This is a genomic window from Actinomadura rayongensis, from assembly GCF_009831215.1.
Classification (GTDB): domain Bacteria; phylum Actinomycetota; class Actinomycetes; order Streptosporangiales; family Streptosporangiaceae; genus Spirillospora; species Spirillospora rayongensis.
In genome coordinates this window covers 1,735,730-1,758,502 of record NZ_WUTW01000002.1, presented here as the reverse complement: position 1 = coordinate 1,758,502, position 22,773 = coordinate 1,735,730, and the positions used below count along the sequence as shown (strand labels likewise).

The following is a 22,773-nucleotide window of genomic DNA, read 5'->3' as shown; positions in this document are numbered from 1 at the left end:
CACATGTCGGACGTCACCGGATCCGCGCAGGTCAGGCCCCCGTTTTCAGTACACGTCGCGCACATAGCGTTTGTCGGCGGCGAGGCGTTTGACGTACGCGGCGGCGGCCTCGGCGTCCATCCCGCCGTGCAGCGCGGCGATCTCGCGGAGCGTGCGGTCGACGTCCTTGGCCATGCGGGTCGCGTCGCCGCAGACGTAGACGTGCGCGCCGTCGCGCAGCCACTCCCACAGCTTCGCGCCGTGCTCGCGCATCCGGTCCTGGACGTAGATCTTCGTGCGCTGGTCGCGGGAGAACGCCAGGTCCAGCCTTGTCAGGACGCCGTCGCGCTGGTGCGCGGCCAGCTCGTCGCGGTAGTAGTGGTCGGTCGCGCGGCGCTGCTCGCCGAAGAACAGCCAGTTCGGGCCGGACGCGCCGGTCGCGCGGCGCTCGGCGAGGAAGCCGACGAACGGCGCGACGCCCGTCCCGGGGCCGATCATGATCGCGGCGGTGGACGGGTCGGCGGGCGGCCGGAAGTGCGGCGACCGCTGCACGTAGACGCGGACGTCGTCCTTCTCGGCCCGGTCGGCGAGGTAGGTCGAGCAGACGCCGCCGCGCGGGCGCCCGTTCTCGCCCTCGTAGCGGATCACCGACACGGTCAGCCTGACGACGCCCGGCTCGGCGGCCGGGCTGGACGAGATCGAGTACTGGCGCGGCTGGAGGGGCCGCAGCAGCGTCGCCCACTCCTGCGCGGACGCCCGCAGACCGAACAGGCGCGGAATGTCCACGGCCTGGCGGCCGAACATCCACTTCGCCAGCTCGTCGGTGTTGTCGGGACGCAGCAGGTGCTTCAGCTCGCGGTCGCCGGTGCGCTCCAGCGTGAAGCGCAGCAGGTCGGGGGTGAGGCGGGCGATCTCCAGCCGGGTTTCCAGGGCTTCCCGGAACGTTGATCCGGTTCCGTCGGCGAGCGTCACCGGCTCGGTCGCGGCGAGGCCCGTCGCCTCCAGCCACTCGGCGACCAGCTCGGGCGCGTTGACCGGCCAGACGCCGAGCGCGTCGCCCACCTCGTAGGCCAGCTCGCCGTCGCCGGTCGCGAACGTGAACTCGCGGACCTCCTTGGCCGCGCCGGGCAGGCTGAGCAGGCGGTTCCCGATGAGCTTGGTCGTGTACGGGGACGCCTTGCCGTACGTCGGGCCGGTCGTCGGCGCGGCCTGGGACGCCTTGGTGTGGGCCGGGCCGGTCCTCGGCGCGGCCGGCGCGGGGGCCGGGGTGCCGCCGAGCGCTGTGCCGCCGAGCGCGGTGAGCAGCGCGTCCAGCCACGGCCCGGCGACGGGCTCATAGTCGGGCTCGCAGTCGGCGCGCGGGACGAGCCGGGTCGCGCCGAGCTGCGCCAGGCGCTCGTCCAGCCGCCGCCCGTGGCCGCAGAAGTCGCCGTAGCCCGAGTCCCCGAACGCGAGGACGGCGTAGGACAGGCCGGTCAGCGGCGGATGGTCGTCGCCCGCCAGCTCCTCCCAGAAGCCCGCACCGTTGTCGGGGGCGTCGCCGTCACCGAACGTGCTCGTAATGACCGCGACCGGTGCGGAGCCGGTGAGGATCTCCGGAGTGCAGTCGTCCATCGCGACCAGGCGCGGCGTCCAGCCCGCGTCCCGGAGCCGGGCGGCGGCGCTCGCCGCGAACTCCTCGGCCGTGCCGGTCTGGGACGCCCACAGTACGACGATCTCGCGGCCCGGCCCGTCCGGCGCGGCCGTCGCCGGGACGGTCCCGCGCGAGAACACGCCCGCCAGCAGCCCGTTCACCCACAGCGCCCGCTCCGGCGCGATCGGCGCGTGCGGCGGCAGGACCGGCACGCCGCCCGGCGCGGAGCCGACACCGCTCAAGAACCCGGACATGTACTGCAGTTCGGACGCCGTAAGCTGCGGCTTCTGCCCCACGTCCACGCCGAGGATGCTCCCGACCGTGGCGAGCGCGCCGTCCGGAGCGGCGTCGGGCTCGGCGGGCGGCACGACGTTCGCCCTGGTCAGCGACACCGCGCACACCTTCAGCTCCGGCTGGAGCGACAGCGGGTCCACGGCGTCGCTCGTCACCGCGTTCACGCTCAGGTACTCGCCGAACAGGTCGTTCCAGTGGAACGGCGCGAAGCACGCGCCCGGCCGCACCCGGTCGGTGACGGACGCGGGCAGCACCGCCCGTCCGCGCCGCGACGCGACCTCGATCTGGTCGCCGTCCGCGACGCCGAGCGCCTTCGCGTCGTCCGGGTGGATCTCGACGAACGGGCCGGGGTTGAGCTTGTTGAGCTTGGCGACCTTGCCCGTCTTGGTCAGCGTGTGCCACTGGTGCTGGACGCGGCCGGTGTTGAGCAGGAACGGGTAGTCGTCGTCGGGCATCTCGTCGGCGGGCAGGTGCGGACGCGCGAAGAACCGCGCCCGTCCGCTCGGCGTCGGGAACACCGGCCGTCCGCCGCCCGAGACGTACCGGATCGGGTTGCGGTCCGGCCCGGACGGGTCCGCGCTCGGCCACTGCACCGGCGTCTCGCGCAGCCGGTCGTAGGTGACGCCGCGCAGGTCGTAGCCCGTCGCCGGGTTGTGGGCGCCCTTGATCTCCTCGAAGATCTCCTCCGCCGACGCGTAGTCGAACCCGGGGAAGCCCATCGCGGTCGCCACGCGCGCGATGAGCCGCCAGTCCGGCAGCGCCCCGCCGGGCGGGTCGGCGGCGCGCGGCGCGAGCGTCAGGTTCCGCTCGGAGTTGATCATGACGCCGTCCGCCTCGGACCACAGTGCGGCGGGCAGGACGACGTCGGCGTAGGCGTTGGTCTCGGTGTCGGCGAACGCGTCCTGCGTGACGACGAACTCGGCCGCCTCCAGGCCCTCGATGACCGTCCGCCGGTTGCCGACCGACGCGACCGGGTTCGTGCAGATGATCCAGGCCGCCTTGATCTCCCCGGCCGCCATCCGCCGGAACATGTCGACCGTCCCGGTGCCCGCCTCGGCGCGCAGCGTGCCCGGTTCCAGGCCCCACAGCTCCTCGGTGAACGCGCGGTCGGCGGCCACCAGCGCGGACCGCTGCCCCGGCAGGCCCGGCCCCATGTAGCCCATCTCCCGGCCGCCCATCGCGTTCGGCTGGCCGGTCAGCGAGAACGGGCCGCTGCCCGGACGGCAGATCGCGCCCGTCGCCAGATGTAGGTTGACCAGCGCGTTCGTGTTCCAGGTGCCGTGGGTGCTCTGGTTGAGGCCCATCGTCCAGCAGCTCGTCCACGCGTCGGCCTCGGCGATCCAGCGCGCGGCCGTCCGCAACTCCTCAGCGGGGATGCCGGTAATCTCCGCGACGGCGTCCGGGGCGTAGTCGCGCAGGAACTCGGGCATCTCGTCCCAGCCCTCGGTGCAGGCGGCGACGAACTCCTCGTCCACCGCGCCGTCCGCGACGAGCAGGTGCAGCAGCCCGTTCAGCAGCGCCAGGTCCGTGCCCGGACGAACCTGGAGGAACAGGTCGGCCTTGGCGGCGGTCGCGGTGCGGCGCGGGTCCACGACGATCAGCTTCGCGCCCGCCTTGACCCGGTCCATCATCCGCAGGAACAGGATCGGATGGCAGTCGGCCATGTTCGAGCCGATGACGAGGAACAGGTCCGCGCGATCCAGGTCCTCGTACGAGCCGGGCGGGCCGTCCGCGCCGAGCGACAGCTTGTAGCCGGTGCCCGCGCTCGCCATGCACAGCCGCGAGTTCGACTCGATGTTGGACGTCCGGACGAACCCCTTCGCCAGCTTGTTCGCCAGATACTGGGCCTCCAGCGTCATCTGCCCGGAGACGTAGAAGGCGAGCGCGTCGGGGCCGTGCTCGTCCAGGACGCCGCGCAGCCGCTCCGCGACCTGCTCGATCGCGGCGTCCACGGCGCACGGGTCGGGCTCGCCGCCCCGGTCGGCGCGGGTCAGCGCGGTCGTGAGGCGGCCCGGCGCGGCGAGCATGTCCGCGCTGGTCGCGCCCTTGGTGCAGAGGCGGCCGAAGTTCGCGGGGTGGTCGCGGTCGCCGGTCGCCTTGATCACCGTGCGGCGGCCCGTCGCGGGGTCGACGGCGACGTCCAGCACCATGCCGCAGCCGACCCCGCAGTACGAGCAGACGGTCTTCACCGACGTGACGGCCGACACGGCGTCTCCCCCCAACGGACGAACCGGGCACGCGAACCGTTACGGACGGTAGAAAGCCGCTGTTACGCGAATGTGACCCCTGAGCCGGGTGCCCTGTTACATCCCCCCAACCGCCGACCTGGGCGGTTGTGAGATCCCGCCGTCGGGACGGCCCGCGCTGGCCGGTTGCGGCCGGACGGCGGTCAGATTCCGGTTCCGGACGGGCGAGCGGAGACCGGCGTCCAGGCCATAGAGGTTGGCCGGATTCATCACCGATCGGGGGGTTCCGGGGGAGAGTCCAGCATGACACCGCCTACCTACCGGTACAGGCGATCGGCCCTGGTGTGACTGCATTCACCCGCAGGTCCGTACACTGGTCACCTGGGGTCACGGCGGCCGACGGCCCGGGCGGGCGACGCCCCGCCGGGCGAGGGTCCCCCTCTCGTCCCGCGACCGCGGCGCGCCGCGTCCCCTGGTCTTTCACGTACGCGGTGGGACGTACGTCACACTATGTATGCAGGTGTTGGAGGAGGAGAAGCGTGACCGACCGCGACGTGGACGTCCTGAGCCGAGCCCCGCTGTTCGAGGCGCTCGACGAGCAGGGCGCCAAGGCGCTGCGCGCGAACGTGACCGAGGTCAGGCTCGCCCGCGGTCAGACCCTCTTCAACGAGGGCGAAACCGGCGACCGGCTCTATGTGGTGCTCGAAGGCAAGATCAAGCTCACCCGCACGGCGCCGGACGGCCGGGAGAACCTGCTGAGCGTCCTCGGCCCGAGCGAGATGTTCGGCGAGCTGTCCCTGTTCGATCCCCGGCCGCGCACGGCCAGCGCGATCGCCGTCACCGAGTGCCGCCTCGCCGGCCTCGGCCACGACGACCTGCGCCCCTGGCTGACCGGCCACCCCGAGGTCGCGGTGCAGTTGCTGCGCGCCCTCGCCCAGCGGCTCCGCAAGACCAACGACGTCATGGCCGACCTCGTCTTCACCGACGTGCCCGGCCGGGTCGCCAAGGCCCTGCTGGACCTCGCCGAGCGGTTCGGCCAGCCGTCGGAGGCGGGGCTGCACGTCCACCACGACCTCACCCAGGAGGAACTGGCGCAGCTCGTCGGCGCGTCCCGGGAGACCGTGAACAAGGCCCTCGCCGACTTCGCGCAGCGCAACTGGCTGCGGATCGAGGCGCGCGCCGTCGTCATCCTCGACATCGAGCGGCTCCGCAAGCGGTCCCGCTGACGGGCCGGGAGCCGCGCGGGGCGGCTCCCGGGAACGGTCAATCGCGTTCGGCCAGGTAGTCGAGCTGCGCTTGGACCGTCCATTCGGCGACCGGCCACAGCTTGCGGTCGATGTCGCCGTAGACGTGCGCGACGACCTCTTGCGCGGTCGTCGCGCCCGCCGCGACCGCCTTCTCCACCTGCGCCAGGCGTTCCTTGCGGTGCCGGATGTAGTAGTCGAGCGTCTTCACCGGGTCGCCGAGCAGCGGCCCGTGGCCGGGCAGGAGCGTTCCGATCTCCTCGGTCCCGACGAGGTCCCGCAGCCGGTCCAGCGTGCGCAGGTAGTCGCCGAGGCTGCCGTCCAGCACCGGCGTGCCCCGGCCGAGGACGGTGTCGCCGGTCAGCAGCGCGCGGTCGGCGGGCAGCCAGAACGCGACCGAGTCGTCGGTGTGGCCGGGGACGGCCACCACCCGCAGCTCCAGCCCGCCCGTGGTGATCACGTCGCCGTCCGCCAGGCCCTCGCCGCCGTGCCGGTGCGCGGGGTCGACGGCCCGGACGGCCGCCCCGGTCAGCTTCGCGAACTCCCCGGCGCCCTCGGAGTGGTCCGGGTGGCGGTGCGTGATCAGGATCGCGCCGACGCGTTTGCCCTGTTCTTTCACGGTGTCGGCGATCCGGCGCAGGTGGACGCCGTCGTTCGGGCCGGGGTCCACGACGACGACCTCGGCGGCGCCGGGCTCGGCGATGATCCAGGTGTTGGTGCCGTCCAGCGTCATCATGGAGGGGTTGGGGGCGAGGAGGCAGGTCGCCCGCTCGGTGCCCGTCCCGTCGATCTCCCTCATTTCACCCATCCTGCCCGACGCGGCGTCCGGCGCGCGGAAGGGGTTCCAGCCGATCCGCTCCAGGTGCCGGAACGCCGATGTGCCCGCGAGCAGCAGCGCCGCCTCGTGGAGCAGGGGGCGGCGGCGTCTCACGCGTCCGGCGCGCCGGGCAGGACGAGATACGGATCACCGTCGATGATCTCGGCGCGCGGCTCGTACGGGACGACCGTGCGGGACGCGGCGAGCACGTCCGCGACCGTCCGGAACTCCGCCAGCTCGGCCAGCGTCGCGAGGGTCGGCGGCAGCATCGGCCACTCGCCGGCCATGGCGCGCTCGGCGGCCTCGTCCGGCCGCGCCCACACCGCGTGGTCGGACTCGGTGGACACGTCCCGCGCCCGCTGCCCGGCCGGCATCGCCGCGACGAAGAACCGCGTGTCGTAGCGCTTCGGCTCGACGGCCGGGGTGATCCAGTGGCCCCACGGGCGCAGCAGGTCCGACCGCAGGACGAGCCCGCGCCGCGCGAGCAGGCCCGCCAGCGACAGGGACCGGTCCAGCAACGCCTGCCGGTCCTGCTCCCAGTCCGCGCCGTGGGTGTCGTCCACGACCGTGTCGGGGGCCGGGCCGGCGAGCAGGACGAGCGATTCCTCGAACGTCTCGCGCACCGCCGCGCAGACCAGCTCCCGCGCCAGGCCGTCGTCCGCGCGGAACGCCGCGCCCCAGTGCGCCGGGGGCGGCCCGGCCCAGGCGAGGTCGGCGTCGCCGTCGCGCGGGTCCACCGAGCCGCCGGGGAACACGTACGCGCCGGGCGCGAACGCCATCGATGACACGCGGCGCAGCAGGAACACCTGCAACCCGTGCCGGTCGTGGTCGCGCAGGACGGCGACCGTCGCGGCGTCCCGGGGCACGGCGGGCGGCACGCGCCCGGACAGGACGTCCTCGACGCGTCCGCGCATCTCCGCCGGCAGCCGCACCCCGCGCACCGCTCCACCCCCTCGTTCGGATCGGCTCATTCGGGCATACCGAACGCGGTTCTGTCAAGCGTCCGGCAGCAGCTCCGCGATCACCTCGACCTCGACCGGCGCGTCCTTCGGCAGCACGCCCACGCCCACCGCGCTGCGCGCGTGGACGCCCCGCTCGCCGAGCACCGCGCCGAACAGCTCGCTCGCGCCGTTGACGACCTGCGGCTGCCCGGTGAAGCCCGGCGCGCTCGCCACGAACCCGACGACCTTGACGATCCGGATCCGGTCCAGCCCGCCCGCCTCCGCGCGCAGCGCCGCGAGCGCGTTCAGCGCGCACACCCTGGCCTGCTCGTAGGCGTCCTCGGGCGTCACCTCGGCGCCGACCTTGCCCGTGACCGGCAGCTCGCCCTTGACCACCGGCAACTGCCCGGACGTGTAGAGCAGCGAGCCCGTCCTGACCGCCGGGACATAGGCCGCAAGCGGCGCCGCGACCTCGGGCAGCGCCAGCCCCAGCTCCGCCAGCCGCTCCTCGGCCGTGCTCACGACGCCAGCTCGCGCTTGAGGTAGGCGACGAGGTTCTCCGGGTTCGGCCCGGGCACGACGGTCACCAGCTCCCAGCCGTCCTGGCCCCAGTTGTCGAGGATCTGCTTCGTCGCGTGCACCAGCAGCGGCACGGTCGCGTACTCCCACTTCTTCATGCGGGCAAGCCTAGAGGCCGCCCGTCACGCGAGTGCCCGCCCCCGGGCGGGCCGGGTCGCGCGCTTTCAGTCGCCGTCCGCGGGCTTGGGCTCGTCCAGGCCGATGACGGGCGGGACGTCCTCGGGCGATCCGAGGCCGGCCGTGGACTCGGCGGCCTTCGCCAGCTCCCGCTCCGCCTTCGCCAGCCGCGCGGCGAGGTCGGGACGGTTCTCGGCCTCGCTCTTGGCGACCCCGTCGGGCGCGAACCGGTCGAAGAAGCGCAGGATCTCCACCGGCAGCGGCATGACCAGCGTGCTGTTCTTCTCCGCCGCCACGTCCACGACGGTCTGGAGCAGGCGCAGCTGGAGCGACGCCGGGTCCTGCGACATGATCTCGGCCGCCGCCGCGAGGCGCTTGGACGCCTGGAACTCGCCGTCCGCCGCGATGATCCGCGCCCGCCGTTCCCGCTCGGCCTCGGCCTGCCGCGCCATCGACCGCTTCATGCCCTCGGGCAGCGACACGTCCTTGATCTCGACGCGCTCGATGAGGACGCCCCACGGGTCGCGGGTGATCTCGTCCATGATCCGCCGCAGCCGGGCGTTGATCTTCTCGCGCTCGCCGAGCAGCTCCTGCATGTCCGTCTGCCCGATGACCGACCGCAGCGACGTCTGGCCGATCTGCGCGACCGCGAACCCGTAGTTCTGGACGTTCACGATCGCCTTGATCGGATCGACCACCCGGAAGTACACGACCGCGTCGACCCGGACGCTCACGTTGTCCTGCGTGATCCCCTCCTGGCCGGGGACGTTCATCGTCACGGTCTGCTGGTTGACCTTCTGCATCCGCTCGACGACGGGCACGATCGCCGTCAGCCCGGGCGTCCGCACCGCGCCGGGCCGCAACCCGCCCGCGCGTTGCACCTGACCGAAACGGAACACGATTCCGTGTTCGTACTGCTGCACGACGCGGATCGACGAGCCCGCGACGAACAACCCCACAATGACCACCGCGATCAATACGACCAAGATCACCGTCATGGCGTCCACATCCCTTCTCCGGACGCCGGACGCCCGGTCCGCAGGGTTATGTACCCACGATCGGGGGCACGTGCGCCTTGACCCGGGACGGCGGTTTCGGCCACCGTGTCAGGAATCACTTGCTTGGTCGGTGCTTGGTCGGAAGGCCGTCCGGAGTCATCGGAGAACAGGCGATATGGTCGATCGAGTGAGCGCGAGAGACACCGACTGGGACGGCGTGCGCCTCCACGTCGTCACCGGCAAGGGCGGCACGGGCAAGACGACGGTCGCCGCCGCGCTGGCGCTGGCGCTGGCCGCCGGGGGCAAGAAGGTCCTCCTGGTCGAGGTCGAGGGCCGCCAGGGCATCGCCCAGCTCTTCGACTGCCCGCCGCTCCCCTACGAGGAGCGCCGCGTCGCGTCCGGCCGGGACGGCGGGGACGTCCACGCGCTCGCCATCGACACCGAAGAGGCGCTGCTCGAATACCTGGAGATGTTCTACAGCCTCAAGCGGGCCGGGAAGGCGATGACCCGGCTCGGCATCGTGGACTTCGTGACCACGATCGCGCCCGGGCTGCGGGACGTCATCCTGACCGGCAAGACCAGCGAGTCCGTCCGCCGTCGCACCAAGAGCGGCGCGTTCCTGTACGACGCCGTCGTGATGGACGCGCCCCCGACCGGACGCATCACCAAGTTCCTCAACGTCAACGACGAGGTGTCGGGGCTGGCGAAGGTCGGGCCGATCCGCAACCACGCCGACACCGTGATGAAGGTCGTGCGGAGCCCGGAGACGGCCGTCCACTTCGTCACGCTGCTGGAGGAGATGCCCGTCCAGGAGACGATGGACGGCATCGCCGAGCTGACCGCCGTCGGCCTGCCCGTCGGCGGCGTGTTCGTGAACATGGAGCACGAGCCGCTGCTGCCGCCCGAGGTCCGCGCGGACGCGGCGGCCGGCCGGCTGGACCTGGAGGACGTCGAGCGCGGGCTCAAGGCCGCCGGGATCGAGGACGACGCCGACCGCATCGCCGCCGTCCTCGCCGCCGAGGCCGCCGAGCACGCCCGCCGCACCGCGCTGCAGGCCCGCGAGAAGGAACGGCTGGAGACCCTCGACCGTCCGCGCTACACGCTGCCGCTGCTCGGCGACGGCATGGACCTCGCCGGGCTGCACGTGCTGGCGACCGCGCTGCGCGACCAGGGCGCGGCCTGACCGGAGGAGACAGCCCCGTGACGACTCGGCCGCTCGACGTGGACGCGCTGCTGGACGACCCGCGCACCAAGATCATCGTGTGCTGCGGCTCCGGCGGCGTCGGCAAGACCACGACCGCCGCCGCGCTCGGCGTGCGCGCCGCCGAACGGGGCCGCGACGTCGTCGTCCTCACCGTCGACCCCGCGCGCCGCCTCGCCCAGTCGATGGGGCTGTCGGAGCTGGACAACAGCCCGCGCCGCATCGACGTCGAGGGCGACGGCGAGCTGCACGCGATGATGCTCGACATGAAGCGCACCTTCGACGAGATCGTCGAGGCGCACGCCGACCCCGACCGGGCCCGCCAGATCCTCGCCAATCCCTTCTACCAGTCGCTGTCGTCCAGCCTGTCGGGGACGCAGGAGTACATGGCGATGGAGAAGCTCGGCCAGCTCCACCGCTCCGGCGCCTGGGACCTCATCGTCGTGGACACGCCGCCGTCGCGGAACGCCCTGGACTTCCTCGACGCCCCCGAGCGCATGGGCCGCTTCCTGGACGGCCGGTTCATGAAGATCCTCGCCGCGCCCGCCAAGACCGGCGGACGGTTCGGCGTGAAGGTCATCAGCGCCGGGTTCGGCATGTTCACCGGCGCGATCAACAAGGTGCTCGGCGTGCAGCTCCTGCGGGACGTCCAGACGTTCGTCGCCGCGTTCGACACGATGTTCGGCGGGTTCCGCGAGCGCGCGGAGAAGACGTTCCGGCTGCTCCAGACGCCGGGGACCGCGTTCCTCGTCGTCGCGGCGCCCGAGCCGGACGCGCTGCGCGAGGCGTCCTACTTCGTGGACCGGCTGGCACGGGAGCGGATGCCGCTGGCCGGGGTCGTGGTCAACCGGGTGCACGAGGCGGAGGACGTCCTGTCGGCCGCGCGCGCCCAGGCCGCCGCCGAGACGCTGGAGCACCGGGGCGAGCACGCGGTGACGGCGGCGCTGCTGCGGCTGCACACCGGGCGGATGCAGCTCGCGGCCCGGGAGGCGCGGCTGCGGGACGGGTTCGCGACGACGCATCCGGCCGTTCCGGTGACGGCGGTGGCGGCGCAGGCCGAGGACGTCCACGATCTGGCGGGATTGCGCCGGGTGGGCGCCGACTTGGCCGGGCCTTCGCCGGCCGCGTGACCGTCCGGCCATTTACCAATCGGTAACAACACATTTCACGCGATGTTCGTTTCGTTCCACCGCGATGATCTTGTGAATGGCCGGAGAACCCGGTAACACGCCCGTTACGCGTCCGGGAACGGATTCGGCCGCGGCACCGTCGTCCGGGACGACGACACCGCGGCCGTATCAACACTGCACACGACGGCCCCGCCGACCGGGCGTCACCGCCCGAGGACCGCCGCGACCGCCGCTAACTCGCGACCAGCTCCGCCTCCTCGGCGTCCACCGATCGCTCGTACTCCTCCTTGGCGGTCTCCAGCAGCTCGCGCCACGAACGCACATCCGGACGCCGCCGCAGCAGAGCTCGACGCTCACGCTCGGTCATCCCACCCCAGACACCGAATTCGATCCGGTTGTCGAGAGCGTCGGCGAGGCACTCCGTCCGCACGGGGCAGCCGCGGCAGATGAGCTTGGCTCGGTTCTGCGCGGCGCCCTGCACGAACAGGGCGTCCGGGTCCGCGTTACGGCAGGCGGCGCGTGCGGTCCAATCCGTGATCCACATCTTGGCCCCACTCCCCTAGGGTCTCAGTCGATTTGCGCTCCCTGGCCGGACGGGCGCGGACGTCAGGCCGCCAAACGAAAGCCGTGGGGAAGAACTTACGGAAGCGGGGGGCGATTCAACAGTCCCCGATGGACCCATTCTCGATATAGCCCACCAGGGCCATACCGCCGGAACGGACTAGTCACCCGCCGCGGACAGGGCGCCCGGAGTCGCCCTTGACCCTCTACTGGAATGATCTTCAATAAAGGTCTTCGCAGGCCGAATCCCGTGCGCCCCCGCCGGGCCGCCCGGTATGCACTGGTCGTCCCGCGTACCCTAGGGTCCGTGAACGAGGCGAACCACGATCGGGCGAACCCCTTCTCCACGCTGTTCAGGCTGCTCGGCGCGGCGGTGGTCGCGGGCGTCCTGGTCGCGTTCGTCGCGCTGCCCGGCGTCGGCGGCGCGGGTCTCACGGCCCGCAACGCCGCCACCGACTTCCAGGGCATGGACAGCCGGCTGCGCTCCAAGCCGCCGTCGGAGAAGACGGTCGTGTACGACGCCAACGGCAAGCAGATCGCCACGTTCTTCGACCGCTACCGCGAATCGGTCAAACTGGACAAGGTCGCGCCCATCATGCGGACGGCCATCGTCGACATCGAGGACTCCCGCTTCTACACGCACGGCGCCCTCGACATCAAGGGCACGATCCGCGCGCTCGCGTCCAACGTCGAGACCGAGCAGACGCAGGGCGGCTCCACCCTCACCCAGCAGTACGTGAAGAACATCCTCGTGGACGGCGCCAAGACCAAGGAGGAGTACCAGGAGGTCACCGCGCCGACCGTCGGGCGCAAGATCCGCGAGCTGCGGTTCGCGCTCGACCTCGAGGAGCACATGACGAAGGACGAGATCCTTCAGGGCTACCTCAACATCGCGTACTTCGGGTCCGGCGCGTACGGCGTGCAGGCCGCGGCGAAGCGCTACTTCAGCAAGCCCGCGTCCAAGCTGAGCCTGGAGGAGGCCGCGCTCCTCGCCGGCATCACCCAGAACCCGACCGCCTACGACCCGATCCTGCATCCGGCCGAGGCGCGCAAGCGGCGCGACATCGTCCTGTACCGGATGGCGCAGCTCGGGCACATCAGCCAGGAGCAGGCGCGGACGTCGGCCGCCAGGCCGATCGAGCTGAACCGCACCGACCCGGTCGGCGGGTGCGAGAGCAGCGATGTGCCGTACTTCTGCGAGTACGTGAAGTACGACATGCTCAACATCCTGTCGGACGGCAAGTACTGGTCCCTGACGCCCAAGCAGCAGCAGAACGTCGTGAACAAACTGAACCGGGGCGGCTACCGCATCCGGACGACGCTGGACCCGAAGGCGCAGAAGGCCGCCGACCAGGCCCTGCGCAACACCGTGTCGCCGACGAGCCAGAAGGTCGGCGCGGAGGCGATGGTCGAGCCGGGCACCGGGAAGCTGCGCGCGATCGGCCTCAGCAAGCGCTTCGGCTCGGGCACCGGCCGGACGTCCATCAACCTCGCCGCCGACCGTCAGCACGGCGGCGGCGTGGGGATCTCGGCCGGATCGACGTTCAAGGTGTTCACGCTGGCCACCGCGCTGGAGGAGGGCCTGCCCGTCACGACGTCCTTCACCTCCGGCAGTTCCACCACGGTTTCGGGCATGACCAACTGCAAGGGCGGCCCCACGCAGAGCTGGAGCCCCAGTAACTCCGACCCCGCCGAAGCCGGGTCCTACAACCTCAAGACCGGCACCTGGCACTCGGTGAACACCTTCTACGCCCAGTTGGAGAAGAAGGTCGGGCTCTGCGACGCCATCAAGATGGCCAAGAAGTTCGGTATGAAGAAGGCGACCGGTGCGCCGCTGGACGAGTTCCCGTCCCAGGTGCTCGGCACCAACGAGATCGACATGGTGCACCTCGCCGCCGCCTACGCAGGCTTCGCCGCGCGCGGACGGTACTGCGCGCCGATCTCGATCACGTCGGTCACCGACCCGAACGGCAAGAAGATCTCCGTCCCCGGCTCCAACTGCAGCCAGGTCATCGACGAGCCGCTGGCCGACGAGGTCAACTCCATCCTCCAGGGCGTCCTGACCAAGGGCACCGCGCGCGGGCGCAGCATCGGCCGTCCCGCCGCCGGCAAGACCGGCACCTGTGAAGAGCACATGTGCGCCGTGTTCGCCGGTTTCACCCCGAACCTCGCCGCCGCGACCGCCTACTGGGACCCGCGCGGCCCGAACCGCTACAAGGTCTACGGCGTCTTCGGCGCCGACCAGCCCGCCGCGATCTGGCAGCAGAGCATGGAGCGCGCGCTCTCTGGCCGCCCGGCCCCCGGCTTCTCCCGCCCGGTCGGCGACTTCGGCGACACCGCGACCGTCCCGGACGTCCGCGGCATGACCGTCGCCGACGCCATCGCGCGGCTGAAGGCGGAGCAGTTCTCGGTGAGCGTCGCGTCCGGCGCCGTCGAGTCCGACGAGGAGAAGGGCCGCGTCGCGTCCACCTCACCCGACGGCGGCAGCGAGGCCCCGATCGGCAGCTCGGTCATCATCTACGTGAGCAAGGGCAAGCCGGACCAGCCCGGGAACGGCGACAGCCCCCCGCCGTCCCCGAACCTCACGCCCGACTTCCCGCTCCCGGGCCGCCACGGCCACTGACCGGCTAGGCGGTGAGCTGGCGCTTCACCTCGGCGGCGACGCGTCCGCCCTCGGCGCGGCCGGCGACCTTCGGGTTGACGACCTTCATGACCTGGCCGATGCCGCGCGGGCCGGACGCGCCCGTCTCGGCGATCGCGTCGGCGACCAGCGCGGTCAGCTCGGTGTCGTCGAGCTGCGCCGGGAGGTAGGCGTCCAGGACGCCGCCCTCGTCGCGCTCGGCCTGCGCCTGCTCGGCGCGGCCCGCGTCCGCGAACGCCGTCGCGGCCTCGCGCCGCTTCTTCGCCTCGCGCGCCAGCACCTTGACGACGTCGTCGTCGGACAGCTCGCGCGCCCGCTTCCCCGCGACCTCCTCGTTCTTCACCGCGGTCAGGGCCATGCGCAGCGTGCGGGTGCGCAGTTCGTCCCGGGCCTTCATCGCGGCGGACAGGTCGGTCTCCAGCCTCGCCTTCAGGTCGCTCATGACCACATCATGCCCTTCCGGCGCGTCCCACTCATCACGATTACCGTGGGTCCCTCGCGTCTGGAACGATGGGACGATCGGGAAGGAGAACCGTGCGAAAGCTGTACGCCGTGCCCCTGGGACTCGCCGCCGCCGGCGCCGCCACCTTCGGGTACGCCTCGGTCATCGAGCGCAACTGGTTCCGGCTGCGCCGGGTCGAGGTGCCGGTGCTGCCGCCCGGTCGTCCGGCGATCAAGGTGCTGCACCTCTCCGACGCGCACCTCACGCCCGGCCGGACGCGCCTGATCCACTGGGTGCGCTCCCTGGACGCCCTCGAACCCGACCTCGTCGTCAACACCGGCGACTCGCTCGCCCACCGCGACGCGATCGGCCCGTTCCTGGACGCCCTCGGCCCCCTCCTGGACCGTCCGGGCGTCTTCGTCTACGGCTCCAACGACCTGTACGCGCCGGTGTTCAAGAACCCGCTGCGCTACGTGTGGCGGACGAGCCGCTCCGACTACGCCAAGCGCTCCCGCGAACCGTCGCTGCCCTACCGCGAGCTGGGCTCGTCGCTGCAGGCCGCGGGCTGGCTGGACCTCAACAACCGGATCGGCCGCCTGAAGGTGGGCGGCCTGGACGTCGAGTTCGGCGGCGTGGACGACACCCACATCGGCCGGGGCCGCTACGACCGCATCGCCGGCCCGGTCGACCCGCAGGCCGACGTCCACTTCGGCGTGATGCACTCGCCCGAACCGTCCGTCATGGACCGTTTCGTCGCCGACGGCTACGACCTGCTCCTCGCGGGCCACACCCACGGCGGCCAGGTCTGCGTCCCCTTCTACGGCGCCCTGGCGACGAACTGCGGCCTGGACCGCCCGCGCGTGAAGGGCCTGCACAAACATCGCGGCGCCTGGCTCCACGTCTCCGCCGGCCTCGGCACGTCCCCCAAGGCCCCCATGCGCTTCTGCTGCCCGCCCGAGGCCACGCTGCTGACCCTCGTCCCCCGCTGACGGAAGAATCAGGGACGCATCACCCCTGCGGATCCGCTAGAGTAGGCGAGGCGCCGGGAGAACGTACGACTCCCGGGCAGCCACCAACCGGGGTGTAGCGCAGCTTGGCAGCGCGCTTCGTTCGGGACGAAGAGGCCGTGGGTTCAAATCCCGCCACCCCGACCCAAAGAAGCAGATCAGAGGCCGGTTCTCCACGCAGGAGACCGGCCTTAAGATCGTTTTACCCTCATTCGACCCCCGTCCTGGACGTGACGACGCGGCATCCAGGGTCACAGACCGTCACCAATCGGCAACAACTCTGCTACCTTCGACACGCCGTGACTGTGTGTGACAACGCTGGCGGTGATGTGGAAAGTGGGGAACCGCCTGCGGGCAGCGCGGGGCAGGCTTCATTGCCGCTCGGCGACGCCGGCCACCGGCCGCAATTCGTTGCGGGCCAAGGGCTGTCGTGATCGGCCCGGCCGTTGTAGAGCGGTGGTGACTTCTCACCACTGAGCGAAACGCTCACGATCTGTACGTTGCGATGCTCGGTCCACATACCGCTGCTTATTACCCCGTATGTGGTGCTGGACCGGGCTTAATAGCGCGGAAATGCTTGTTATCGGCACCTTCTTGGTCGGGTGCTCACGTGTCGAGCAATTCGGGGGCGACGATCTCCTCGACCGTCCAGCGGCGTGCCGACAGGCCCTGCTCGTGGTGGTAGCGCAGGAAGGTCTCCAGCGCCGTCCGGTTCGCGGACGTCCCGTAGGGCCACCAGTCCTCGCCGAACAGCCGGTCGTTCTTCTCGATCAGGGCGTTGACCCAGGGCAGCATGACGGGTGTCTGGTAGAGGCGGCGGAACTTCCGGTAGCGCTCGGCGCCGGATTCCTTGGCGGCGCAGAAGGCGGTGTAGATCGCGCGTGCGAGTCCGGGGCGGCTCTCCAGCAGTTCCCTTCTGGCGATGACGGTGTGCATGATCGGGAAGTTCCCGGTCCGGCGGTAGTAGTCCCGCTCGACGGGTTCGTAGTCGGTGAACAGCCTGGTGATGTTGGGGGAGCCGTTCAGGAAGGGTTGCGGGACGTTGGCGGTGAACAGCGCGTCGATCTCGCCGTCGTCGAGCATCGCGGACAGCGTCCTGCCCTCGGGTGCGGTGGTGATGTCGAGGTCGTCGGGGTGGGGGTGGCCGGTGAAGGTGAACGGCGGTGCGGGGTGCTCCAGCCCGCCGATCACCCAACGGTTGCGTTCGGGACGGAAACCGTATTCGTCGGCGAGGATGCCCTTGGCCCAGACACCGGAATCCTGGCCGTAGATCCCGAATTCGCCGATCGTCTTGCCGACGAGATCGGCGGGCTCGGTGATTCCGCTGCCGGTGTTGACGAACACGCACGAGTGGCGGAAGACCCGGGCCGGGAAGACGGGAATGGCGACGAACGGCATGCCCTGGTCGAGTGCGCGGAGCAGGAAGGTCATGCCGAACTCGGACACGTCCACGTCGTCGCCGCACGTCATCCGCTCGAAGATCTCGGGCAGGGTCGCGGCGGTCGACATCGTGGTGCCGCCGACGCCGTCCACCGTCACCGATCCGTCGAACAGGGCTTCGGTCGTGTCGTACCGGAAGGTTCCGATACGCAGGTTCAGATCTTTCATGCGTCGCCTCCATTGCTCGGTGGCTCGATTCTCGGAACCGAGGGGTCTGGGCGGCCAACGCTCTTTCAGTTCGATCGATACCGGCTCGGTATGGTGACGTGGTGGACTTGCGTAAACTGCGGTATTTCGTCGCGGTCGCCGAGGAGCGGCACATCGGCAGGGCCGCCGCCCGGCTGCACATCACGCAGCCGCCGCTGAGCCGGGCCATCCACCGGCTGGAGGCCGACCTCGGCGCAGCCCTGTTCCACCGAATCCCCAGCGGGGTCGAGCTGACCGAGGCCGGCGCGATCCTCTACGCCGACGCCCGGTCGCTGCTGGAGCAGGCCGACCGGACCGAGGCACGCGTCCGCGCCGCCGTCGGCCCCGCCACGCTGACCGTCGGGTCGCTGGCCGACACCGCCGAACTGGTGGCCGGCCGGATCGCCGCGGCCTTCCGGCGGCTCCGGCCGGACGTGTCCGTACACGTCCATGAAAGTGATCTGACCGATCCGAGCGCCGGGCTGCGCGCGGGGCTGGTCGACGTCGCGCTGACCCGGTTGCCGTTCCAGGACGCCGGCCTGCGCAACCACGTCCTGCATGCCGAACCGGTCGGGCTCGTCGTCCGCGACGACGACCCGCTCGCCGCCCGGCCCGCGGTGCAGCTCGCCGATCTGCCCGATCGGCGATGGGTGCAATTGCCGACCGGTACCGACCCGGTGTGGCGCGCGTACTGGACCGGCGCACCGGACGGCGACGGCCACGGCGCTCCGATGCGCACCGTCCAGGAGTGCCTGCAGGCCGTGCTGTGGAGCGGCATGTCCGCCCTCGCCCCGCTCGACCAGGTGGTACCCGCCGGACTGGTCATCGTCCCCGTCACCGACCGGCCCCCGAGCAGGCTGGTCGTGGCCTGGCCGGCGGCCGGCTCCTCCCCGCTGGTCCGCTCGTTCGTGCGCATCGCGGCCGAGACCTACCGCCGTGCGGGCACGCGAGGGGACTGAGCGCCGGGAGGCGGTCAGCGCACGCGGCGGTCGGGCAGGACGAGCCCTTGAGAAGTGCGACGCCCGCGCCGCTGGTGACCGTCCCGGTGGCGGCCTCGATGGCGTTGATCAGGTTGGCGAGGAGTTTGCCGTACTTCCAGCGCATGACATCAGGCACGACGGGTGCGAGCAGCTTGGTCTTTCCATGTCTGCCGCGATGTTCCGGGCCGTCTCGTCGACGCCCGCCGGGTAGCGGCCGATGTGCAGGATGCCCGTGTAGGGGGCGCCGGCCGCGGATACGACGCCGGGCTCCACTTACGTCGAAGGGAGCCAGACGCACATCCCGTAGGCGTGGCGGACGCGGCGCAGGGCCATGCGTTCGCTCTCGACGCCGTTCTGCGCACAGATCAGCGGGAGTCGTTCGGCCGCTGTGCCGCCGCCGCCACCGGGCGCGGGCTCCAGGCATCGAGCGCCGCCTCGCCGTCGTGCGTCTTGACGGAGAGGAACAGCACGTCGTCCGTCCGCAACTCACCCAGTTCGCCGGGGTGCTGGATGACGGGGAGCCGGTGGGTGCGGGTCCCATCGGGTGTTGTCACGCGCAGGCCGTGCTCGCGCAGCGCCTCGTAGTGGGCGCCGCGCGCGACGAGCACCACGTCGTGCTCCACCTCGGCGAGCCGCCCGCCCACGGTGCCGCCGATCGCGCCTGCTCCGATGATGATGTGGCGCATGGGATCGAGCCTTTCAGCCGCAGCCGCGCGAGGTCGCCCCGGACCGCCGTCCTGTCCGCCCTCGGCCCGGCGCACTGAGGATGGACGATGCGCTCCCGCAGCCCGGGTGCACGCACGGACCGCTGTGCTGTCAAAAGCGGATGGTCAGCTCCAGTGTGTCGGCACTCGCTCCTCCTCCACAGTTCGGCGAACCGGCGACGAAGTAGGCGCGGCCGTCCACCTCCGCCGCACCGAATCCGTGACGACTGCCCGGCAGCGCTTCGGCGGTACTCCACCGCTCAGTACCAGGGTCATAAACAGTGACGTCGTCGAACGTCTCGGTGCTGCTGCCCGGCCTGCATTCGCCACCCGCGTAGACGATGCGTCCGTCCAGGACGACCGCTGCGCCGGCGGACCGGGCGGCCGGCAGCGGGGCGGCCTGGGTCCAGCGCCGGCTGCGGACGTCGTACACGTCATGGCGGTCGAGGTTGTCGTCAACGTCCTCAACCCGGCCGCCGACGACGTGGACACGGTCACCCAGAACCGCGACGCCCGCATGGTCCCTGCTCTCAACCGGCAGGGGCTCGGCCGTGAGGTAGCCGTTGTGCCGGGGGTCGAAGACGTGATGCGTGCGTACGGTGCCGAACCCGAGCGAGACGGGCGATCCTTCCGGAGTGACGACACGGTGAGAATCCCGCCCTCCGAGCAGATGCAGCCGCCCGCGGACGGCGGCCACCCCGATCGACCCGAGAGCCACCGGCATGTCCGGGAGGCGCTCCCACGCGTCGCCGTACGGGTCGTAGACGTAGGCATCCGGTTGCGGGTCGAGGTGGACGGCGTTGGTGAACCCGCCGAAGGCGTACAGCCGTTCGCCCAGCGCGGCCACGCCGACGTGGGTGAGCGGCCTGGGCAGAGGGGCACAGCTCGACCACCGGTCCTGGCGGCGGTCGTAACTCTGCACTACCGTCGACGCCCAGGTGGGAGCTTCGTCGCCCTGCTGCACCGTGCCGCCCACGACGTAGAGCCGCCCCCCGATCGCGGCCACCCCGACCTCGGCGCGCTTGACCGGCAGCGGACTCCGCGCGCGCCACAGTGCCCGGACGGTGTGCCGCGCCGAGGGCGACGGGACCTCCGCCGAAGCCGACCGGGGCAGGACGGATGCGCCCGCCGCCGCCAGCCCACCCGAGACCAGGCCTTTCACGACGTTGCGCCGTTGCCGGTCGAACTCCATGGCCACATACCTTTCCTTCGTGTGCCGAACGCGGCGTCCACAGTTCTGGGTCGCCTGCTCGGCCGCCAACGCTGGAGACAGCGGACTTGCCGTCCAGGTCACATGCCGGGCGAACGGCCGGTGGACGATGCCCTCGATCTCATTGCACTGGCCGCCGCTCGTCCAAGACCTCTTGGGCCGTCCCGATACCCGTCAGGTATCCACCCACCGCACGACCGGCCAGACCGAAGTTCCCGAGTTCGTCACCGTGAGCGCGAACACCGGGCCACGGATCGAAGACGCTGCTGGAGGGGATCGAGACTGCCGTCAGGAAGGCCGTGGAGGACGGAAGAGGCGATCGGCACCGGACTGTGACAGGGACGCCGAACCGGCCGAGACGGACCGACGACCGTGGGGTACCGGCCTCGGTGTTTTGCCTGGTCAGGCTGTGCGGAGGATACGAGACTCGACCTCGTGAGGGGTTGCCCCAACACGCTTTCCAATTCTGAGGGTCGTGGTTCGCCGACGTCCGCCCTAGCCCCTGACGTGGGGAAGCGTGATCCGCTGGACGTTCGCGAACGGCTCCGGACGACCACGAATGAGACGGGGAACCTCGGATGATCCGGCTTCGACCCGCCGGACGCACGATCTCTGTGCCCGCTCCTGTGGCCGGGGCGGCAGTCACTGTGAGTAGCAGGTCCGCGGTGGACACGGGGGCCAACTATCTCGACTATGGGAACCGGAAGGCCCTGGGTGCGGCGCACGACCCCGGTGCTGTTGTCGTGCCTGCCGTTAAGATCACCGACGCGCTCGGCCGGTATGCGGTGGTGACGTTCACCTACGGCACGAACATCGGCCCGCACCAGACGGCCCGGCACCTGCGCGGCGCGCTGTCGGCGCACGAGATCTCCGCACCGGGCCGCAAGCACATCACCGCCACCTCCCTGGTGAAGGTGTCCGGCGAGATCGTCGACAAGTACATGTGCCTGGACGTCGCCCACATTTGGGGCGACGGCTTCAAGGTCCGCGCTGACGGCTCCCAGATCGACACCTCCTCGCGGAGACCTCGGTGCGGTACGGCGGCTACGGCGGCATCGTGTACCGGCACGTCGCCGACTCCTACATCGCCCTGTTCACCAGGTTCATCCCGCGCGAGGTGTGGGAGGCGGTCCACCTGTTCGAAGGGCTGCTGGACCACAAGGCCACCACGATCACCGGCGAGGTCGTCCACACCGACACCCAGGCCGAGTCGCTGCCGGCCTTCGGCCTGGCCGCCATGCCGAAGAACCGACCGACGGTGTGGCCTGAGCGCCGTCATCGACAGCGTCAGCGCATCGGCAGCGGCGAGAGCCCGCGCTCTTTCGTGATGGGGACCCAATGTGTGTTATCGATGGAAACCGAATCACGTTGACAGTGGAAATATCGTTGATAACATAGTGTTAGTTCCATTGGAAACAAGATGGGGGGCGTCATGTCCGATCGCTTGCGGATCATCGGGGTTGAGGAAACGGTCGTCGTGCCGGCGGTGTACGAGGCATATCAGCGAGCGGGGTCGCCGCAGGTCCCGGCGCGCGGTTTCGGGGACGGGCCGGTCGCCGAGAACCTGCGCGAGGTGGGTGAGCAGCGGCTGGCCCACATGGACGACCAGGGCATCGACGTCGCCGTCCTGTCCTTGTCCTCCCCGGGGGTGCAGGACCTGCCCGAGGCTGATGCCATCGCGGTGGCCCGGGACGCCAACGACCAGCTCGCGGCGATCGTCGCCGGCCGTCCCGACCGGTTCCAGGCCTTCGCCGCGATCCCGACCCAGTCGCCGGCCGCGGCCGCGGCCGAGCTGGAGCGCGCCGTGTGCGAGCTGGGCTTCCCGGGGGCGATGCTGTACGGGCGGACGGGTGCGAAGCCGGCCGACCACCCGGACAACGACGAGCTGTACGCGACCGCCGAACGGCTGGCCGTGCCGCTGCACTTCCACCCGCAGACGCCGGTCCAGCCGGTCATCGACGCCTACTATTCCGACCTTCCCGAGCCCATGGGGCCCGTGCTGGCCGGAGCCGGGCTCGGCTGGTACTACGACCTCGGCGTCCAGTACCTGCGCATGATCTTCTCCGGTGTCTTCGATCGGTTCCCCGACCTGCAGGTCATCGCCGGGCACTGGGGGGAGGTGGTGTTGTTCTACCTCGACCACACCGGCTTCTTCGGCGAGGCGGGCGGGCTCCGGCAACCGTTGGCGGACTACTTCACGCAGAACTTCTGGGTCGCGGGCAGCGGCACCAACAGCCCTCGCTACCTGCGCTGGACCGCGGAGGTGATGAGCACCGACCGGATGCTGTACTCCACCGACTACCCCTTCACCTACGGGTTCCGCCCCGGCGGCTTCCCCTACGTCGACACCAGCAACGGCGAAGCCCGCTCCTTCCTGGAGAACTCACCGTTCACCGAGGAGCAGAAAGCCGACATCGGACACCGCAACTGGGAGCGCCTCACCGCTCGCGCCAAGCGCCCGACCGGCTGAACACGCGCCGCAC

The 22,773-nt window shown here is 71.0% G+C and carries 18 protein-coding genes, 1 tRNA gene and 1 pseudogene; 9 read left to right on the top strand and 11 right to left on the bottom strand.

What is annotated here, in order from left to right:
• Positions 1 to 45: 45 nt before the first annotated feature.
• Positions 46 to 4,113 carry a bifunctional nitrate reductase/sulfite reductase flavoprotein subunit alpha gene (locus GQ466_RS16975; protein ID WP_337193503.1) on the bottom strand — a complete coding sequence of 1,356 codons (4,068 nt, stop codon included), beginning with the start codon at positions 4,111 to 4,113 and terminating at the stop codon, positions 46 to 48.
• Between the two features lie 518 nt (positions 4,114 to 4,631).
• Between GQ466_RS16975 and GQ466_RS16970 the strand changes: the two genes are divergently transcribed.
• Positions 4,632 to 5,318: a Crp/Fnr family transcriptional regulator gene (locus GQ466_RS16970; protein ID WP_019633543.1), complete on the top strand. Its 687-nt coding sequence runs from the start codon at positions 4,632 to 4,634 to the stop codon at positions 5,316 to 5,318.
• Positions 5,319 to 5,355: 37 nt separating this feature from the next.
• Here GQ466_RS16970 and GQ466_RS16965 read toward each other — a convergent pair whose 3' ends face one another.
• From GQ466_RS16965 to GQ466_RS16945, 5 genes are all read right to left on the bottom strand, one after another.
• Entirely contained in the window at positions 5,356 to 6,267 is a 912-nt protein-coding gene (locus GQ466_RS16965; RefSeq protein ID WP_337193502.1) for an MBL fold metallo-hydrolase, read from the bottom strand.
• Positions 6,264 to 7,067 (bottom strand): NUDIX hydrolase, encoded by an 804-nt coding sequence (locus GQ466_RS16960; protein ID WP_161103959.1) that lies wholly within the window; start codon positions 7,065 to 7,067, stop codon positions 6,264 to 6,266. Before GQ466_RS16960 ends, GQ466_RS16965 begins: the two co-directional genes overlap by 4 nt.
• Before the next feature lie 81 nt (positions 7,068 to 7,148).
• Positions 7,149 to 7,616: an Atu1372/SO_1960 family protein gene (locus GQ466_RS16955; protein ID WP_161103772.1), complete on the bottom strand. Its 468-nt coding sequence runs from the start codon at positions 7,614 to 7,616 to the stop codon at positions 7,149 to 7,151.
• A complete protein-coding gene (locus GQ466_RS16950) occupies positions 7,613 to 7,771 on the bottom strand; it encodes a Sp36 family protein (protein ID WP_161103771.1) in 159 nt (52 codons plus the stop codon). Before GQ466_RS16950 ends, GQ466_RS16955 begins: the two co-directional genes overlap by 4 nt.
• Positions 7,772 to 7,837: 66 nt before the next feature.
• Complete coding sequence (locus tag GQ466_RS16945; RefSeq protein WP_161103770.1) at positions 7,838 to 8,788, bottom strand: slipin family protein; 951 nt, start codon at positions 8,786 to 8,788, stop codon at positions 7,838 to 7,840.
• Between the two features lie 187 nt (positions 8,789 to 8,975).
• Here GQ466_RS16945 and bagA point away from each other — a divergent pair, with 187 nt between their 5' ends.
• Positions 8,976 to 9,971 carry an ATPase BagA gene (gene bagA, locus GQ466_RS16940; RefSeq protein ID WP_161103769.1) on the top strand — a complete coding sequence of 332 codons (996 nt, stop codon included), beginning with the start codon at positions 8,976 to 8,978 and terminating at the stop codon, positions 9,969 to 9,971.
• A gap of 17 nt (positions 9,972 to 9,988) precedes the next feature.
• Positions 9,989 to 11,119, top strand: coding sequence for an ATPase BagB (bagB, locus tag GQ466_RS16935; protein ID WP_161103768.1), 1,131 nt, complete (start codon positions 9,989 to 9,991; stop codon positions 11,117 to 11,119).
• 232 nt (positions 11,120 to 11,351) lie between these two features.
• Here the strand turns inward: bagB and GQ466_RS16930 are convergent, their stop codons facing one another.
• Positions 11,352 to 11,663, bottom strand: coding sequence for a WhiB family transcriptional regulator (locus GQ466_RS16930; protein ID WP_103561108.1), 312 nt, complete (start codon positions 11,661 to 11,663; stop codon positions 11,352 to 11,354).
• A gap of 324 nt (positions 11,664 to 11,987) precedes the next feature.
• Between GQ466_RS16930 and GQ466_RS16925 the strand changes: the two genes are divergently transcribed.
• Positions 11,988 to 14,303: a transglycosylase domain-containing protein gene (locus GQ466_RS16925; protein WP_161103767.1), complete on the top strand. Its 2,316-nt coding sequence runs from the start codon at positions 11,988 to 11,990 to the stop codon at positions 14,301 to 14,303.
• A gap of 4 nt (positions 14,304 to 14,307) precedes the next feature.
• Here the strand turns inward: GQ466_RS16925 and GQ466_RS16920 are convergent, their stop codons facing one another.
• Positions 14,308 to 14,763 carry a GatB/YqeY domain-containing protein gene (locus tag GQ466_RS16920; RefSeq protein ID WP_161103766.1) on the bottom strand — a complete coding sequence of 152 codons (456 nt, stop codon included), beginning with the start codon at positions 14,761 to 14,763 and terminating at the stop codon, positions 14,308 to 14,310.
• Positions 14,764 to 14,831: 68 nt separating this feature from the next.
• On the opposite strand from GQ466_RS16920, the gene GQ466_RS16915 reads away from it, so the two are divergent.
• Together GQ466_RS16915 and GQ466_RS16910 are read left to right on the top strand one after the other, a co-directional pair.
• Positions 14,832 to 15,752 carry a metallophosphoesterase gene (locus GQ466_RS16915; protein ID WP_103561112.1) on the top strand — a complete coding sequence of 307 codons (921 nt, stop codon included), beginning with the start codon at positions 14,832 to 14,834 and terminating at the stop codon, positions 15,750 to 15,752.
• 88 nt (positions 15,753 to 15,840) lie between these two features.
• Positions 15,841 to 15,914 (top strand) — tRNA-Pro (locus tag GQ466_RS16910).
• A 462-nt stretch (positions 15,915 to 16,376) separates the two neighbouring features.
• Here GQ466_RS16910 and GQ466_RS16905 read toward each other — a convergent pair.
• Positions 16,377 to 17,378 (bottom strand): substrate-binding domain-containing protein, encoded by a 1,002-nt coding sequence (locus GQ466_RS16905; RefSeq protein WP_202420479.1) that lies wholly within the window; start codon positions 17,376 to 17,378, stop codon positions 16,377 to 16,379.
• A gap of 101 nt (positions 17,379 to 17,479) precedes the next feature.
• On the opposite strand from GQ466_RS16905, the gene GQ466_RS16900 reads away from it, so the two are divergent.
• A complete protein-coding gene (locus GQ466_RS16900) occupies positions 17,480 to 18,355 on the top strand; it encodes a LysR substrate-binding domain-containing protein (protein ID WP_161103765.1) in 876 nt (291 codons plus the stop codon).
• A gap of 386 nt (positions 18,356 to 18,741) precedes the next feature.
• On the opposite strand, the gene GQ466_RS30775 is transcribed toward GQ466_RS16900, so the two are convergent.
• Both GQ466_RS30775 and GQ466_RS16890 read right to left on the bottom strand, forming a co-directional pair.
• Positions 18,742 to 19,062 carry a ketopantoate reductase family protein gene (locus GQ466_RS30775; protein ID WP_202420478.1) on the bottom strand — a complete coding sequence of 107 codons (321 nt, stop codon included), beginning with the start codon at positions 19,060 to 19,062 and terminating at the stop codon, positions 18,742 to 18,744.
• Between the two features lie 130 nt (positions 19,063 to 19,192).
• Positions 19,193 to 20,272, bottom strand: a complete 1,080-nt coding sequence (locus GQ466_RS16890; RefSeq protein WP_202420477.1) for a Kelch repeat-containing protein — start codon at positions 20,270 to 20,272, stop codon at positions 19,193 to 19,195.
• Between the two features lie 596 nt (positions 20,273 to 20,868).
• Here GQ466_RS16890 and GQ466_RS33155 point away from each other — a divergent pair.
• Together GQ466_RS33155 and GQ466_RS16875 are read left to right on the top strand one after the other, a co-directional pair.
• Positions 20,869 to 21,662, top strand: a pseudogene (locus tag GQ466_RS33155) (Tn3 family transposase).
• 60 nt (positions 21,663 to 21,722) lie between these two features.
• Positions 21,723 to 22,760: an amidohydrolase family protein gene (locus tag GQ466_RS16875; RefSeq protein WP_161103763.1), complete on the top strand. Its 1,038-nt coding sequence runs from the start codon at positions 21,723 to 21,725 to the stop codon at positions 22,758 to 22,760.
• The last annotated feature ends 13 nt before the right edge of the window (positions 22,761 to 22,773 follow it).

Excerpts from the sequence above, each read along its gene's own strand:
- GQ466_RS16960 (WP_161103959.1), bottom strand. The coding sequence starts at position 7,067 with ATGCGCGGACGCGTCGAGGACGTCCTGTCCGGGCGCGTGCCGCCCGCC.
- GQ466_RS16950 (WP_161103771.1), bottom strand. The coding sequence starts at position 7,771 with ATGAAGAAGTGGGAGTACGCGACCGTGCCGCTGCTGGTGCACGCGACG.
- GQ466_RS16945 (WP_161103770.1), bottom strand. The coding sequence starts at position 8,788 with ATGACGGTGATCTTGGTCGTATTGATCGCGGTGGTCATTGTGGGGTTG.
- GQ466_RS16930 (WP_103561108.1), bottom strand. The coding sequence starts at position 11,663 with ATGTGGATCACGGATTGGACCGCACGCGCCGCCTGCCGTAACGCGGAC.
- GQ466_RS16920 (WP_161103766.1), bottom strand. The coding sequence starts at position 14,763 with ATGAGCGACCTGAAGGCGAGGCTGGAGACCGACCTGTCCGCCGCGATG.
- GQ466_RS16915 (WP_103561112.1), top strand. The coding sequence starts at position 14,832 with ATGGGACGATCGGGAAGGAGAACCGTGCGAAAGCTGTACGCCGTGCCC.
- GQ466_RS16905 (WP_202420479.1), bottom strand. The coding sequence starts at position 17,378 with ATGAAAGATCTGAACCTGCGTATCGGAACCTTCCGGTACGACACGACC.
- GQ466_RS30775 (WP_202420478.1), bottom strand. The coding sequence starts at position 19,062 with ATGCGCCACATCATCATCGGAGCAGGCGCGATCGGCGGCACCGTGGGC.
- GQ466_RS16890 (WP_202420477.1), bottom strand. The coding sequence starts at position 20,272 with ATGGAGTTCGACCGGCAACGGCGCAACGTCGTGAAAGGCCTGGTCTCG.
- GQ466_RS16875 (WP_161103763.1), top strand. The coding sequence starts at position 21,723 with ATGTCCGATCGCTTGCGGATCATCGGGGTTGAGGAAACGGTCGTCGTG.